Origin of the sequence: Kitasatospora sp. NPDC049258 (assembly GCF_040678895.1) — a bacterium.
GTDB lineage: Bacteria > Actinomycetota > Actinomycetes > Streptomycetales > Streptomycetaceae > Kitasatospora.
In genome coordinates this window covers 24,513-40,576 of the sequence record NZ_JBFAQT010000034.1, presented here as the reverse complement: position 1 = coordinate 40,576, position 16,064 = coordinate 24,513, and the positions used below count along the sequence as shown (strand labels likewise).

Genomic DNA, 16,064 nt, shown 5'->3' with positions numbered 1-16,064 from the left:
GCGAGGTTCGGGCGGTGCGCCACGAGTCGGCCTGTACCCGGCGTACAGGCCGGCTCCATCCGCCGTACCAGGGGCTTTGCCCCCGGAAAGGGCCTCCGACCTGCGTCGGAGGCCCTTTCCGATCTTTCACGGGTTTACCCAGTTAGGGGGCGAAAAGTCCCTCGAATGTCCCTCGGAGGGCGCTGAAAGTCCCTGAAAAGTCCCACAAGATGATCTTGATATTCGGCCGTATCAGGGCGCGCGGATCGCCAGTCGACTGCTTTGAGGGGCCAAGCTCAGGGCGAGCTGAGGCTGCCCGGAGGGGGTTCATCGGGGCTTCGCCTCCTCTTTGTGGGGGCGCGGGATGACCATCACCATCGGCTGGAGGTGGACTGAGAGTGATTCCGAGAGGTGTGCGGCCTGGTTGCTGAGTTCGAACTCCAGAGACTCAACGGTGTGTTTGTTCGCTTCGTCTCTGCGGTGATCCGGCTTTGCCCACTGGTCGGGCGGATACCAGCCCACCAGGTAGATCCCCGCGTCGGTCTGTACTTCCTTGAGGTATCTGCGCGCCAGCTGCGTCTCCTGCTGTCGAAGGAGGCCCTCGTTCCACGCGCCTTTGACTTCGATGACGAGATCCAACCGAGGGGCTGTCTGTGCCGGAGGGCTTCCTGCAGGCAGCGGGTTGGCCTGGATGAGGATGTCGGTTCGATCGCCTGCGCCGTAGGCGTCGGTGGGGTGGACCAGTACTTCTCGGTTCACCACCACGCGTTGTCCGCCGAGTCGCAGATCGAGGACGAGGGCAAGGTAGGCGCACAGGGCGGCCTCCGGTTTGGGCCGCCATTGCTCAGGTACGGCAGAAGCGCCTTGGGCTACAGCCTTCTTTCCTGGTCGGTACCCGGGAGTTCGGTCCCAGAGGAGTTCGCCGTGTTGGGAGATGCCGGCGGCCACCTCTTTGAGGAGGTCGACGACGAGCGCGAAGAGATCACCGGTCGTGCTGATCAGGCGCTTGCGCGGATCGGCGAGGACCTGGATGACATCGGCGAGCCCTGCTTGGAAGCGGCTGGCTGCACAGTGCTTGGCCCTTCCCGCGATCAGGGCCGCTGCCAGGCCGAGCCGGTCGGGGTACTCGCCCGTGAGCGACTTGAGCTGGTGCACCGACTCGGCGGTGGCGCGCTGGGCCATCTCGGCTGGAACGGAGTCGCGCCAGCGGCGGACCTGTTCAGGCGCGCTAACGAAGTGCACGCCCAACGGTTCTCCCTCCTCGCTTGCGTCGTAGAGGCTGCTGAGCCATCGGTAGACCTGCGCGAGCGCGGGCACGTCCAAATCCCGCATCTGGAGCCTGGCGTCCGTGTCGGCGCACGATTCGGCGAGCTGGCGGCCGAAGGACGCGCTTGTGCCGGTGAGGGGACGGATACGCGGCCAGTACAGGGCGATGTCGAGGTGCAGCAGCGCTTCGGCGGATCTGACAGCGATTGACGGGACAGGTGAGTCGGCTGTCACCAGGTCGAGAGCGGACTCCGACAGTTCCCGCGCTCGCTGGCTGCCGCCAGCAAGGAGAACGGCGTTCAGGCCGGACCAGCTCCGCAGGTAGGCATCGCGTCGGTCCTCCTCCAGGGGAAGTAGGAGAGGTGTGCGTACCGCCGGTGACGACTCCCGGCTCTCCCTTACCGACCCATCGGCTTTCGGGCCGGACGTGTCGGCTACGAAGAGCTGGAACAGTTCGGTGTGGAGGTCCTCGAGGGCTGTGCGCAGGATGTCCGAGCGGGTCGGGTCCAGGCTTCTGGCGCGGTAGGCCGAGAGGCCGTTGTCGAGATTGGCCCGGAAGAGCTGGTCCACGCGGCGTGCGAGAGCGTCCGGGGCGTGATCACAGGCGTGGCGCAGAAGCTGGGCTCGGGTCTCCTCGGTGGCGATACCGGATGGGAGGTCGCAGTCGAGGATGGCCGCACACCATGCCCCCCAGGCGGAAGACGGCACCTCGGCGGTTCGGTTGTGCAGGAGAAGGTGCGTGAGCATCAAGTAGCCGGCCCAGGCGCGTCGGTCTTCCTTCGGTTGCCCGAGCCAGGTGTCGCCGTGGTCGCTCTCGCTGGCCAAGTAGTGGATGCCGAGTACCGCCAGGTCCCCGAGATCCTCCGCGAGTGCCACAGCTCCTGGCCAGGACTCGATCGCGAGGTTGGATGCGGCCGGCTGCCCGGTCGCGGGGTCGAACTGGAGGTACCACAGGAATTGCCAGAAGCTCTCGCTGTCTCCGGTGCGGCTTGCCTGCAGGCGCTGCCGCTGGGAGGCGATGAGGTCGTCGGCGTGTGGCCAGGGCTGGGTCTCCTGATCGCGTTGACTCCTGCGCAGGTGCTCGGCGAGGCGGCTGTCGAGGGCGATGGGTTCGTAGTGGTGTTTAAGGTACGGCCACGCGGGATGGTCCTGGTTGTAGGCGAGTTCGAATGCCCTCGGGTCCTGGACATCGATGATCCAGTCGGCCATCTGCCCGTACGCTTCGACCGCATCCGTGTTGCCTGCCTGCGCGGCCTCGTCCGTCATGGCCAGGGCCCAGTCGAGATCTGCGCCGTCCAGGAGGTGCCGGCGCTCGAAGGTCGAAGGCACCGTTCTGCCCTGAAAGCGGAAGGTACTGCGCCGCTCCCAGTCGCGGATCACCATCCACACGGCCTGTGCGACTTCACTCCCGCTGCGGATGGCCTCCTCGACTAGGGCTGCGGCCAGTGCCCGGCGCAGGTCTCTGGTGGCTGGGGACTCGACTCCTTTCTCGTCCGGCTGCAGCGGATCGGGAAGCTCCACCCTGTGATGATCGCGAAGGCGGCTCATGATGATCACCGCCAGGGCGGAAAGGTGGTCCGTTGCTCGTTCGCTGCGTAGCGTCCGGGCAATGAGGGGGTCGACGACGGCTTCGGTGAGCTTCAGCGGTTGCGCCGCGTCAGCGTCGTACCGCGGGAGCCCAGGGGTCCTACGATCAATCGCGGTGTCCACCTGGGCGCTGATCGGTTCGGTGGCGGCGACGGTCGGGTGACCGGCTTGCGCGAGAGTCGTTCGCGCTGTCCAGTCGAGGATCTGAGGCAGCTGTTCCTCGGTGCAATCACGCATCACGGTGGTCAGGAAGTAGCCGTATCTGCCGAACGACTGAGGCAGGCGAGGCTGGCGAAGCGCCCGCAGCATCGTCTCAGTGTCCAGGTGCTCGGGCCAGAGCAAGCTCAGCAGCGTGCCTCTGAGATTGTCATCCGGGTCTATCCGCTGCGCGTACGCGGGATCGAGAAGGAGAGTGAAGACATCTATCAACACTGGCACTGCCCCGACGGGGTCGCAGGCGGATGCGGCGTCGGCAGCCAAGCGGCGTTCGGCAGTGGACCAGGCGTCGTTCTTGACGATCTCCAGGAGCGATGCCGCCAGCCGCTGATCGGGCGAGGAGACTTCGCGGGCCAGCCGCACCGCCAGGCGCACGCGCGCCTGGGTGGGCCAGCCCTCCGCAGCGGTAGCCGAGGCACCCTCCAAGACGTCAGCGAGCTGCCCGGCGATGCCGGGATGGTCCAGGGCCCAGCGCGACAGGTGCCACCGGACGTCGCTGAGCTCGACCTGTGCGGCACGCTCGAGCAGCCGCTGCACAATCAGCTCCCGAATGGCATCGGAACGCACCAGCATGCTGTGTGCTGCCAGGCTCTCCGGATCGGCGTCGGCCAACCACCGGGTCTGGGTGGGATTCAGGGCCACGAGCCACGCGGCGGTCTCGCGAAGCGGGCGCGGAATGCTGGCCGTTGCGTCGTCTGGAGCGCCGACCAGAAACAGGTCGCTGAGCTGACGGCTCCCGGTCCCACGCTCCTTCAGGTACCAGGCTGCGAGATAGGCAGCGAGGGAGGAATGCCGAAAGGCGACCCTGTCGTCAGCACGTGAGGTGAACAGGGCAGTCGCGAGCGTCTCCTTGACCGCCGCGGCTGTCACGAAGAACTCACCGGAGACGGTCGCCTCCGGCGCGTTCGCAATCCGCTCGGCGGGCAGGTCTAGGGGGCCGGCCTTCAGGCTGCCACCGCGCCACACGCTGCGCCGTCCACAGAGCAGCATCCACGCCGCGATCCTGCCGGCCACGACCATGCGCTGGTCGACGGTCGTGGACGGCGCAGTGCGGTTGATCCTGTCCGGATCCGGATCCGTCGCCAGCAGCTCCACCCCGCGGGCGAACAAGTCTTGGGGGGTCCCCCACAGGCCCCTGTCGGTCTGGTAGGTCAGTGCGAGCAGCTCCAGGGTCAGTGGGACGCACGCCAGGGCGGCGGCACCCGCCGCCTCGGCCGCGCCCACCAGGACCTCACCGGGCACACCGACGCTCGTCACCATGCTGTCCACCAGGCTCACCGCGTCGCTGCGCCGAAGCGGTGCGAGGTCCACGCGGTGGCAAACCCCGAAGGCGTCGGTCAGGACAGGTGTCAGCCGCCCGGGGTAGTCGGATGATCGGCAGGCGATGAGCATCCGAACGCCTCTCAGGTCCCGGCCTCGGACGGAGGACTCCAGGCGTCCGGGGAGCCGTTCGAGCATGCCGCTCTCGTCGGCCTGATCCAGAACGATCGTGAGGACCCCCGCAAGCGCCGGAGCGGTACCTCCGGCGGCGGGCAGTGCGGTGAGAAACTGGCCCAAACACTCCGCGTAGGTGGCTTCGGTGAGGTCCCCGCCCCTTACCCACACACACTCGTCCGACTCACCCGACCACGGCTCGACCAGGCGCGGGAGGCTGGCTGTGAGTTCAGTGAGCACAGCGGTCTTGCCCGCGCCAGGTTCACCGAGCAGGACCATCATTCCCGCCGCCGCCACCACCTGCGGGGTAGCCAGCGAATCTTCGGTGAGCGCCGCCGGATCCTCGACGACGGCAGGAGCCTCGTCACTGAACACGCTTCCACCCAGGCTGAATGGATCACCATCGAGATCGCCCGCACCGCGGATACGGCAGAACCTCGGTGCGTGCACAGCGAAAGCGCCAGTTGCCATGCCCCGATCCTTGCAGTCGACCCGCCCCTACGTGTGAACTTTTGGGAGCCCCGAGCCGCCCCCTCCTGAGAGCGCGTTCGGGGGTGGAGCTCGACGGGTTCGTCCGGGACGGTGATTTGAGGCTGATATCCAGTCCTGGGCTGGTCGGCTGGGAGTCAACTACTACAACCCAAAGCGGAGTTCGGCTCCGACGGACCCAGTCTGCCGTTCTCCGAGGCGCCGATATAGAGCGCGCCGCGGACGGCCTTCGGGTGGCCGGTGGTGCCTGACGGGCTGCGGGAGCTGTTGGTGGGGTTGCGGGAGCCGTACGGCACGACCCTGCCGCCGGTCACGATCACCGAGAACGGGTGTTCGGTGGCCGACGAGGTATTGGGCGGGCGCGGTGGACGACCAGTTCCGGATCGACTACCTGGCCGGGCATCTGGACGCGGTGGCCCGTGCGGTGGCCGAGGGCGTCGACTACGGGGGTACTACACCTGGTCGCCAATGGACAACTTCGAGTGGGCCGAGGGGTTCACTCAAAGATGTGGCCTTGTCCACGTCGACTATGAAACCCAGCGCCGCACACCCAAAGCCTCGTTCGCCGCGTACCGCGACCTGATCGCCGCCCATCGGGTCCGGCACGGGCGGTAGGGCGGGCTCTGTTCCTGGACGAGACGACGCGATTCCACAGTGGGTGAACGGGGGCGGCTTCACTTCCGGTTGTCCGTCACGGCAGGACGCCAGACGGAGATCCCGGCCACACCAAAGACCACTTACCACGTCGGCCGGGACTGCTCACCTGGACCCGCGTTCGACATAGTTCCGCGGCTGGAGGGGTGAATCCGGGGTCTGAGCTGGGCGGACGTGCGTGTGCCCACCGGCGGGCGTGTCTCCAGGCGGTGGTGTTCACTCGGAGTGCCCGTACCACAGCAACGAGCTCAGAACCCGGAAGCTACGGCTTGATGATCTTCGCGCCTTGACTTCCCGGCCTTGGGGAACTTCACCTCTGGTGCTCTCGTGCGGGTCGACAGCATGGGTGCTCCTCATGTTGTCGAAGGGTGGTCCGGGCATGGTGGACCGACTTTAGCTGCAGGAGGGGCTCCGGTGGAGTGTCTCGACGGCCTCGTACCAGATCGCGGGCGCGGCGACGGAGGACGGGCGGGGGCGCTCGGTCCGGGACGAGTTCGTGGAACGGCCCGGGGCGCCGGAGGGCGGGGGCCAAGGGCGTGATCCGGACGACATACCTCAGATCAGGTCGTCCGGGAGCTCGGTGTAGAGCTTGCGGAGTTCCTCGACGACCGGGTGGGTGTCGGGGAAAGGGAGGCCGTCGACGGCGCTGATCGATCGGACGCCGATGCCGACATTGGTGGCGAAGGCGGCGTCGAAGGCGGCGAGGTCGGGGAGGCGGACGGTGGTCGTGGTGGAGGGGCGAACCTGGCGGAGCAGCTCCATGGTGGTGCCGCAGAGGCAGTCGGCGTCCGGCCAGATCACCTGGTCGTCGCGGACGAAGCCGACGTTCCAGGTGCCGCCCTCGGAGACGACCGCGTCGGAGTCGGTGAAGAGCGCATCGTCGAAACCCGTGCGCTGCGCCTCGCGCCGGTGCCGCAACTGGCCGACCAGGCCGACGCTCTTGACGGCTGCCAGGTCTCGGGTGTGGACCACCGACCGGACGCGCAGGGGCGGCAGCGGCATCGGCCCGGCCGGCCGGGAGGTCACCAGGATCTGCGGCTGGGCGTCCCCGCCGATGTGGTTGAGGTCGAGCGCCGGGTCGAAGACGGTCACCCGCAGCACGCTCTCGCCGACCGGCGGGAGGGCCTGACGGGCGAAGGTCCGGACCCGGTCCAGGTCGAGGTCGACGCCGAAGAGCGCCTGGCAGTCGCGGGCCAGGCGGGCCAGGTGCAGCGGGAGCCCGCGGGTGCGGCCGTTCTCGACCCGCATCGAGGTGAAGTGCCCGTAGTTGGTCAGGGCCAGGGCCTGGAGCTCCGCCAGGGTGACCGGACGACCGTTCAGTTCTGCCATGCGCCCAAGCGTGGCCGACGGCCAGGCGGTATTTCCCTAGTCCCGGCCGGCGGCCCGAAGTCTCGCAAATCCCTTAGCCCGGTGTCTGCTTCGCTGGCCGTGCTGGGAACGAGTGGTGGTGGAAGGGGAACAGATGTCCAAGCGCGCGCTGATCACGGGGGTGACCGGTCAGGACGGCTCCTACCTGGCCGAGCACCTGATCTCGACGGGGTACCAGGTCTGGGGGCTCTGCCGGGGGCAGGCCAATCCGCGGAAGGACCGGGTGAGCCACCTGATCCCCGAACTCAAATTCGTGGACGGTGACTTGATGGATCAGAGCAGTCTGATCTCGGCTGTGGACGCGGTGCAGCCGGACGAGGTGTACAACCTCGGGGCGATCTCCTTCGTCCCGATGTCCTGGCAGCAACCCGAGTTGGTGACGGAGGTCAACGGTACCGGGGTGCTGCGGGTGCTGGAGGCCATCCGGCGGGTCAGCGGGCTGAACAAGCCGTCGCAGGAGGGCACGGCCGGGCAGATCCGGTTCTACCAGGCCTCCAGCTCCGAGATGTTCGGCAAGGTCGCGGAGGCGCCGCAGACCGAGAACACCCTGTTCCACCCGCGTAGCCCGTACGGCGTGGTGAAGACCTACGGGCACTACATCACCCGCAACTACCGCGAGTCGTACGGGATGTACGGCGTCTCCGGGATCCTGTTCAACCACGAGTCGCCGCGCCGAGGCGCGGAGTTCGTGACCCGGAAGATCTCGCTGGCGGTGGCCCAGATCAAGCTCGGCCTGCAGGACCGGCTCTGCCTGGGCAACCTGGACGCGGTGCGGGACTGGGGTTTCGCGGGCGACTACGTCCGGGCGATGCACCTGATGCTGCAGCAGGAGGAGCCCGGTGACTACGTGATCGGCACCGGGCAGATGCACTCCGTCCGGGACGCCGCGCGGATCGCCTTCGAGTGCGTGGGGCTGAACTGGGAGGACTACGTGGAGATCGACCCCGGGCTGGTCCGGCCGGCCGAGGTCGAGACACTGTGCGCCGACGCGAGCCATGCGCGGGAACAGCTGGGCTGGGAGCCGAAGGTGGACTTCGAGGAGCTGATCCGGATGATGGTCGAGTCCGACCTGGAGCAGGCCAAGGTGACGCGCGACTACGGCGCAGTGCTGACCGGGGCGCGCTGGTAGCCGGGAGCAGGCGGGTACGGCGATGGGCGGTGGGGCCGGGGCCCCATCGCCCATCGCCGTGTCAGCGCTCGGAGCCCTCGGCCGGCGGGCGGGAGAGCTCCAGGATGGCGTGCGCGATGCTGGCGCCCGGCCTGCCGAGCCGGGCGGCGTACCTGCGCAGCATCGCGTTCTCCTGGGCCAGGTTGGTGGCCGGCACGCCGGCGGCGCTCCGGTCCAGCTGCTCGTCGCGGGCCTGCCGGGCCCGGCGGACCAGTTGACCGATCAGCTGCTCGTCGAGTTCGGCGAGCGGCGGGTCCGTCGGGGTCGGGCCGGCGGCGGAGGGGAGCGGCCACCCCGGCAGGTCGCCGTGCAGGACGGGTTCGGGCATGGCGGAGGTCCTCGTCGAAGTCGGTGTCCGGGGCCGGCCGCGCCGGGCCCCGCCGGTGTCTCGCGCAAGCGACGATGCGGCCGGAACGCCCGGCAAAACCCTAGTGTTCGGCGCCGCCCGCACGGGCGGGCACCGGCTGACACTAGGGGTTTTCCGCGCCGAGCCGATCGAGACTGGGCGCCGGAGTGCGGGAATGCGAGCACCGCGCGTGGGCTGCCACGCGGGCTGTCCACGTCGAGTCCCCAGCCGTCCGCCGGTCTTCCAGATGGGTTGCGTTGATATGGACAAGGAACAGAAGCTCCGGGACTACCTCAAGCGGGCGAGCGCCGACCTTCAGCGCTCCCGGCAGCGGGTGGACGAGTTGGAGGCGGCCGCCCACGAGCCGATCGCGATCGTCGGCATGAGCTGCCGCTACCCCGGTGGGGTGGCCAGCCCGGAGGACCTCTGGGCGATGCTCGCGGAGGGCCGGGACGGGATCACCGGCTTCCCCGCCGACCGTGGCTGGGAGCTGGACCCGGCGGACGGCCCGACCGACATCCGGGGCGGATTCCTGCACGGCGCAGCCGAGTTCGACCCCGGCTTCTTCGGCATCTCGCCGCGCGAGGCGCTCTCGATGGACCCGCAGCAGCGGGTGCTGCTGGAGGCTGCCTGGGAGGCGTTCGAGCGTTCCGGCATCGACCCGTCGGCTGTCCGGGGCAGCCGCACCGGCATGTTCGTCGGCGCGATGCCGCAGGACTATCGCACCGGCCCGGACGACGACGTCCAGGGCTTCGTGCTGACCGGCAACGCCACAAGCGTGATCTCCGGCCGCCTGTCGTACTTCTTCGGCGCCGTCGGGCCTGCCGTCACCGTCGACACCGCCTGCTCCTCCTCGCTGGTCGCGCTGCACCTGGCCGCCCAGTCGCTGCGGGCCGGCGAATGCTCGCTGGCGCTCGCCGCCGGTGTCACGGTGATGTCCAGCCCGACCACGTTCGTCGAGTTCGCCCGGCAGGGCGGCCTGGCCGCTGACGGGCTCTGCCGCTCCTTCGCCGACTCGGCCAACGGCACCGGCTGGGCCGAGGGCGTCGGTGTGCTGGTGCTGGAGCGGCTCTCGGTGGCCCGGCGCAACGGCCACCGCGTGCTCGCCGTGGTGCGCGGCACCGCCGTCAACCAGGACGGTGCCTCCAACGGCCTGACCGCCCCCAACGGCCCCTCGCAGCAGCGGGTGATCGAGCAGGCCCTGCGCAGCGCCCGGCTCTCCGCCGACCAGGTCGACGTGGTCGAGGCGCACGGCACCGGCACCACCCTGGGCGACCCGGTCGAGGCGCAGGCCCTGCTGGCCACCTACGGGCGCGGGCGCGACCCTCAACGGCCGCTGCTGCTCGGCTCGGTGAAGTCCAACATCAGCCACACCCAGGCCGCCGCCGGCGTGGCCGGGGTGATCAAGATGGTGCTGTCGATGCGGCACGGCCTGCTGCCGCGGACCCTGCACGTCGACGCGCCCTCCTCGCACGTGGACTGGAGCTCCGGCGCCGTCAAGCTGCTCACCGAGGCCACCGAGTGGCCCGAGGGCGCCGAGCCGCGCCGGGCCGGTGTCTCCTCCTTCGGCCTGAGCGGCACCAACGCACACGCGATCATCGAGCAGGCTCCGGCCGAGTCCGCCCCGGCCGAGTCCGCCCCGGCCGTCGTCACCGACCCCGGCACCCTGCCCTGGCTGGTCTCCGGCCGCACCCCCGAGGCGCTGCGCGCCCAGGCCGGTCAGCTCGCAGCCTTCGCCGCGCAGAGCCCGGCGCCCGCGCTCGACCTCGCCCACGCACTGGCCACCACCCGGGCCGACCTTGAGCACCGCGCGGTGGTCACCGCCCCCGACCTGGCAGGGGCGGCCGTCGCCTTCGCCGCGCTCGCCGCCGGGGATGAGCCCGCCGGGGTGACCCTCGGCTCGCCGCAGGGCGGCCGGCGCAAGCTGGCCTTCCTGTTCGCCGGGCAGGGCTCGCAGCGGATCGGGGCGGGGCGTGAACTCGCCGCCCGGTTCCCGGTGTTCGCCGAGGCGCTGGAGGAGGTGCTCGGGCACTTCGACGGTGTCTTCGAGCGTTCGCTGCGTGAGGTGCTGTACGGAGCCGACCAGGAGCTGCTGAACGAGACCGGGTACGCGCAGCCCGCGCTGTTCGCCGTCGAGGTGGCGCTGCACCGGCTGGTGCGCTCCTGGGGCGTCAAGCCCGACTACCTGGCCGGCCACTCGATCGGCGAGATCGCCGCCGCGCACTGCGCCGAGGTGTTCACGCTGGCCGACGCCTGCACGCTGGTCACCGCGCGGGCACGGCTGATGCAGGCGCTGCCGCGCGGCGGTGCGATGGTCGCGCTCCAGGCCGGTGAGGCCGAGGTGGTGGCCCGGCTGGTGCCATCGGTCTCGATCGCGGCCGTCAACGGGCTCCAGGCCGTGGTGATTTCGGGTGAGGAGGCCGAAGTCCTCCGGATCGCGGAGGAGTTCACCGGCCTGGGCCGCAAGGTGCGGCAGTTGCATGTCTCGCACGCGTTCCACTCGCCGCTGATGGAGCCGATGCTCGACGAGTTCCGCGCCGTGGTCGCGGGCCTCGCGCCTCAGGCGCCGGTGCTGCCGGTGGTCTCCACGCTGACCGGCACCCTGGCCACCGTCGAGCAGCTCACCTCCGCCGACTACTGGGCCGACCAGGCCCGCCAGGCCGTCCGCTTCGCCGACGCTGTCGACTGGCTGGCCGGCCACGGCACCGGCCACTACCTGGAGCTCGGCCCCGACGGGGTGCTCACCGCACTTGTCCAGCAGTCCCTGGCCGACAGCCCGGCTGCTGAGGAGGCAGCCGCGCTCGCCACGCTGCGGCCGGGCCGGAGCGAGACCGAGAGCCTGACCGAGGCGCTGGCCGCCCTGCACGTTCGCGGGGTGCCGGTGCAGTGGGGCGGGTACTTCGCCGGTTCGGGCGCGCGGCCGGCCGAGCTGCCCACCTACGCCTTCCAGCGCCGCCGGTACTGGCCGAAGAGCGTGCTCTCCCGGGCCGGTGACGTGCGGGCCGCCGGTCTCGGCGCGGCCAACCACCCGCTGCTGGCCGCCGCCGTCTCGCTGGCCAACTCCGACGGCCTGCTGCTGACCGGCCGGCTCTCCGCCCAGACCCACCCCTGGCTGGCCGACCACGCCGTCAACGGCACCGTACTGCTGCCCGGCACGGCCTTCCTGGAGCTGGCCGTGCGGGCCGGTGACGAGGTCGGCTGCGACCGGGTCGAGGAGCTCACGCTGACGGCGCCGCTGGCGCTGCCCGAGCAGGGCGGCGTGCAGGTGCAGGTCTGGGTCGGCGCCCCGGACGAGACCGGCCGCCGCACCGTAGGCATCCACTCCCGGCCGGACGGCGCCGAGGACCAGCCGTGGACGCAGCACGCCGACGGTATCCTGACCGCCGGTGAACACCGGGCCGGTTACGAGGAGTTCGGCGCGTGGCCGCCGGCCGGTGCCGAGCCGGTCGAGACCGACGGCCTGTACGAGCGCCTCGGTGAGGCCGGGTTCGGCTACGGCCCGGCCTTCCGGGGCCTGCGGGCCGCCTGGCGGCGCGGCGAGGAGGTGTACGCCGAGATCGCGCTGCCGGAGGGCGTGGCCGGGGAGGCAGGGGCCTTCGGCATCCACCCGGCGCTGCTCGACGCGGCGCTGCACGCCTCGGCCTTCCTGGAGCTCGGCGGCCTGCCGTTCTCCTGGCAGGACGCCACGCTGCACGCGAGCGGCGCGGCCGCCGTCCGGGTGCGCCTGACCGCAGTCGGCGAGGACGCCATCGCGGTGGCGGTGGCGGACGGCGAGGGCGGGCCGGTGCTCTCGGCCGGCTCGCTGGTGCTGCGCGGCGCCGCGGCGGACGCGACGGATACGGCGGCGGCCGTGGCCCGGGAGGCGATGTTCGAGCTGCGCTGGACGGCGCTGCGGGGCGCGGCCCCGGCGGCGCCGGAGTCGGTGTCGGTGCTCGGGAGCGACCCGTTCGGGCTTGGGCTCGCCGAGGTCGTGGCCGGGGTGTCGCTGCCCTCGGTGGTGGTCGTGCCCGTGCAGGGTGATCCGGCCCGGCCGGTCGAGTCCGCGCACGAGGTGACGGCGCGGGTGCTGGGGCAGGTGCAGGAGTGGCTGGCCGACGAGCGGGCGGCCGAGGCGCGGCTGGTGTTCGTCACCCGGGGGGCCGTCGAGGCCGGGGACGCGGTCGTCGGTGACCCGGCGGCCGCGGCCGTCTGGGGCCTGGTCCGCTCGGCGCAGGCCGAGCACCCGGGCCGGTTCGGCCTGCTCGACCTGGACCCGGCGGCCGCAGCCGGGGCGGTGCTGCCGGTCGAGGCGCTGGGCGGTGAGGAACCGCAACTGGCCGTCCGTGGCGGTGAGGTGCTCGTGGCCCGGCTGGCCCGGGCGGGCGCGGCCGCTCAGTCGGAGGCGGCGCCTTGGGCGCCCGAGGGCACCGTACTGATCACCGGCGGCACCGGCGGTCTCGGCCGGGTGCTGGCCCGGCACCTGGTCACCGAGCGCGGCGTACGGCAGCTGCTGTTGGCCGGCCGCCGGGGCGCCGAGGCGCCCGGGGCAGCGGAGCTGGGCGAGGAGCTGGCCGAGCTCGGCGCCGAAGTCACCCTGGCTGCCTGCGACTTCACCCACCGCGCGGCTGTCGACCGGCTGCTCGCCGGGATCCCGGCCGAGCACCCGCTGACCGCCGTGGTGCACTCCGCCGGGGTGCTGGACGACGGCGTGGTCGAGGCGCTCACCCCCGAGCGGCTGGCCGCCGTGCTCCAGCCCAAGGCCGACGGGCTCTGGCACCTGCACCAGGCCACCCAGGGCCTCGACCTGGCCGCCTTCGTGGTCTTCTCCTCCTTCACCGGCACCGTCGGCGCGGCCGGCCAGGCCAACTACGCCGCCGCCAACGCCTTCGCCGACGCGCTGGTGCGCGTGCGCCGCGCCGCCGGACTGCCCGGCCTCTCGCTCGGCTGGGGCCCGTGGGTGCCGACCGGCGGGATGACCGACGGGCTCGCCGAGGCCGACCTGCAGCGCTTGGCCCGCCTCGGCACCCCTGCCCTGAGCGCCGCTGAGGGCGCCGCGCTGTTCGACGCCGCGCTGGCCCGCGCCGAGGCCGTGCTGCTGCCCGTCCGCCTCGACCTGCCGGTGCTGCGCGCCCACGGCGAGGTGCCGCCGGTGCTGCGCGGCCTCGTCCGCACCCCCGCCCGGCGCTCGGTGATCGCTGGCTCGGAGGCCGCCGCGAGCCTTGCCCAGCGCCTGGCCCGGCTCGCCGAGCCGGCCCGTACCGAGGCCGTGGTCGAGCTGGTCCGCGCCCAGGTGGCCGCCGTGCTGCGGCACGCCGACGCCGCCGAGGTCGACCCGCAGCGGCAGTTCCAGGACCTCGGCTTCGACTCGCTCACCGCCGTCGAGCTGCGCAACCGGCTGCGCGCCGCCACCGGCCTGCGCACCTCGGCGACCGTCATCTTCGACTACCCGACCGTGACCGCGCTGGCCCGGCACGTGCTGGAAGAGCTGACAGATCGTCAACGTCCCGAGGTCGCCGTACCGGTGCGCGTCGGGGACGGGGACGACCCGATCGTGATCGTCGGCATGAGCTGCCGCTACCCCGGCGGGGTCACCTCGCCCGAGGACCTCTGGCAGCTGCTCCGCGAGGGCACCGACGCGATCTCCGGCCTGCCGACCGACCGTGGCTGGGACCTGGAGCGGCTCTACCACCCGGACCCGGACCACCTCGGCACCTCGTACACCAGGTTCGGCGGATTCCTGCACGAGGCCGCCGAGTTCGACCCGGCGTTCTTCGGCATGAGCCCGCGCGAGGCGCTGGCCACCGACGCCCAGCAGCGGCTGCTGCTGGAGGCCTCCTGGGAGGCGTTCGAGCGGGCCGGCATCGACCCGGTCTCGCTGCGCGGCAGCCAGACCGGTGTCTTCGCCGGTGTGATGTACAACGACTACTCGGCCACCCTGGCCGACGGCCGGTTCGAGGGCCACCAGGGCAGCGGCACCTCGCCGAGCATCGCCTCCGGCCGTATCTCGTACACCCTGGGCCTGGAGGGCCCGGCGGTGACCGTGGACACCGCTTGCTCCTCCTCGCTGGTGGCCATGCACTGGGCCATGCAGGCGCTGCGCGCCGGTGAGTGCTCGCTCGCCCTGGCCGGTGGTGTCACCGTGATGTCCACCCCGACCTCGCTGATCGAGTTCTCCCGCCAGCGCGGCCTGGCGCCGGACGGCCGCTGCAAGGCGTACTCGGACGGTGCGGACGGCGTCGGCTGGTCAGAGGGCGTCGGCATGCTGGTGCTGGAGCGGCTCTCCGACGCACGGCGCAACGGGCACCGCGTGCTCGCCGTGGTGCGCGGCAGCGCCGTCAACCAGGACGGCGCCTCCAACGGCCTGACCGCCCCCAACGGCCCGTCCCAGCAGCGGGTGATCCGGCAGGCACTGGCCGGGGCCGGGTTGGGCACGGCCGACGTGGACGTGGTCGAGGGCCACGGCACCGGCACCACCCTGGGCGACCCGATCGAGGCGCAGGCGCTGCTTGCCACCTACGGGCGGGACCGCGAACTCCCGCTGCTGCTCGGCTCGGTGAAGTCCAACATCGGCCACACCCAGGCCGCCGCCGGTGTGGCGGGCGTGATCAAGATGGTGCTGGCGATGCAGCACGGCATCGTGCCGCGCACCCTGCACGCCGCCCGGCCGTCCTCGCACGTGGAGTGGGAGGACGGCGCCGTCGAGCTGCTGACGGCCGAGCAGGAGTGGCCGGTCACCGACCGGCCGCGCCGCTCCGGTGTCTCCTCCTTCGGCTTCAGCGGCACCAACGCGCACGTCATCCTGGAGCAGGCGCCCGAGGTCTCCGAGGCGCCCGCCTCGCCGACCCACACCGTGCTGGTCTGGCCGGTCTCCGGCCGCAGCCGGGCGGCGCTGCGCGAGCAGGCGGGACGGCTGGCCGCCTTCGCTCTCGGAGGGGAAGGCTCTGACGTCGACCTCGGTCTGTCGCTGGCCACCACCCGCTCGGCCTTCGAGCAGCGGGCCGTGGCGGTCGGCGCCGACCGGGCCGAGCTGCTGGCCGCGCTGACGGCGCTGGCCGCCGGGGCCCCGGCGGCCGGACTGGTCGAGGGCGAGACCGGTGGGGCGTGCAAGCTAGCCCTGCTGTTCGCCGGGCAGGGCTCGCAGCGGATCGGGGTCGGGCGTGAACTGGCCGCCCGGTTCCCGGTGTTCGCACAGGCGCTGGAGGAGGTGCTCGGGCACTTCGACGGTGCTTTCGAGCGTTCGCTGCGTGAGGTGCTGTACGGAGCCGACCAGGAGCTGCTGAACGGGACCGGGTACGCGCAGCCCGCGCTGTTCGCCGTCGAGGTCGCGCTGTACCGCCTGGTGCGCTCGCTCGGCGTGCGCGCCGACGTACTGCTCGGCCACTCGGTCGGCGAGATCGCGGCCGCGCACGTCGCCGGGGTGTTCAGCCTGGCCGACGCGTGCACGCTGGTCGCCGCCCGGGCCCGGCTGATGGCCGCGCTGCCGAGCGGCGGTGCGATGGTCTCCGTGCAGGCCGGCGAGGCCGAGGTCACGGCCCGGCTGGTGCCGGGGGTCTCGATCGCCGCGATCAACGGGCCCGA

7 protein-coding genes (1 of these 7 only partly in view) are annotated in these 16,064 nt (G+C 71.6%); 4 read left to right on the top strand and 3 right to left on the bottom strand.

Going from position 1 to position 16,064, the window contains the following annotated elements; genetic code table 11:
- Positions 1–306 precede the first annotated feature (306 nt).
- Positions 307–4,953 carry a hypothetical protein gene (locus tag AB0K43_RS24230; protein WP_363643102.1) on the bottom strand — a complete coding sequence of 1,549 codons (4,647 nt, stop codon included), beginning with the start codon at positions 4,951–4,953 and terminating at the stop codon, positions 307–309.
- A 258-nt stretch (positions 4,954–5,211) separates the two neighbouring features.
- Between AB0K43_RS24230 and AB0K43_RS24225 the strand changes: the two genes are divergently transcribed.
- Both AB0K43_RS24225 and AB0K43_RS24220 read left to right on the top strand, forming a co-directional pair.
- On the top strand, positions 5,212–5,586 hold the full coding sequence (locus AB0K43_RS24225; protein WP_363643100.1) for a family 1 glycosylhydrolase: 375 nt from the start codon (positions 5,212–5,214) through the stop codon (positions 5,584–5,586).
- Between the two features lie 436 nt (positions 5,587–6,022).
- Positions 6,023–6,211, top strand: coding sequence for a family 1 glycosylhydrolase (locus AB0K43_RS24220; RefSeq protein ID WP_363643148.1), 189 nt, complete (start codon positions 6,023–6,025; stop codon positions 6,209–6,211).
- Here the strand turns inward: AB0K43_RS24220 and AB0K43_RS24215 are convergent.
- Positions 6,181–6,954, bottom strand: coding sequence for an aminotransferase class IV family protein (locus AB0K43_RS24215; RefSeq protein WP_363643098.1), 774 nt, complete (start codon positions 6,952–6,954; stop codon positions 6,181–6,183). The two genes, AB0K43_RS24220 and AB0K43_RS24215, sit on opposite strands and share 31 nt — an antisense overlap.
- A gap of 133 nt (positions 6,955–7,087) precedes the next feature.
- Here AB0K43_RS24215 and AB0K43_RS24210 point away from each other — a divergent pair, with 133 nt between their 5' ends.
- Positions 7,088–8,122 (top strand): GDP-mannose 4,6-dehydratase, encoded by a 1,035-nt coding sequence (locus AB0K43_RS24210; protein WP_363643096.1) that lies wholly within the window; start codon positions 7,088–7,090, stop codon positions 8,120–8,122.
- Positions 8,123–8,183: 61 nt separating this feature from the next.
- Here the strand turns inward: AB0K43_RS24210 and AB0K43_RS24205 are convergent, their stop codons facing one another.
- Complete coding sequence (locus AB0K43_RS24205; RefSeq protein WP_363643094.1) at positions 8,184–8,489, bottom strand: hypothetical protein; 306 nt, start codon at positions 8,487–8,489, stop codon at positions 8,184–8,186.
- A gap of 280 nt (positions 8,490–8,769) precedes the next feature.
- Between AB0K43_RS24205 and AB0K43_RS24200 the strand changes: the two genes are divergently transcribed.
- Positions 8,770–16,064, top strand: partial view of a type I polyketide synthase gene (locus tag AB0K43_RS24200; RefSeq protein WP_363643092.1) — the start only. Its footprint extends 20,794 nt past the window's final position; only the first 7,295 of its 28,089 coding nucleotides appear in the window; the start codon lies at positions 8,770–8,772; its stop codon lies beyond the right edge, outside the window.

Excerpts from the sequence above, each read along its gene's own strand:
- AB0K43_RS24210 (WP_363643096.1), top strand. The coding sequence starts at position 7,088 with ATGTCCAAGCGCGCGCTGATCACGGGGGTGACCGGTCAGGACGGCTCC.
- AB0K43_RS24215 (WP_363643098.1), bottom strand. The coding sequence starts at position 6,954 with ATGGCAGAACTGAACGGTCGTCCGGTCACCCTGGCGGAGCTCCAGGCC.
- AB0K43_RS24205 (WP_363643094.1), bottom strand. The coding sequence starts at position 8,489 with ATGCCCGAACCCGTCCTGCACGGCGACCTGCCGGGGTGGCCGCTCCCC.
- AB0K43_RS24230 (WP_363643102.1), bottom strand. The coding sequence starts at position 4,953 with ATGGCAACTGGCGCTTTCGCTGTGCACGCACCGAGGTTCTGCCGTATC.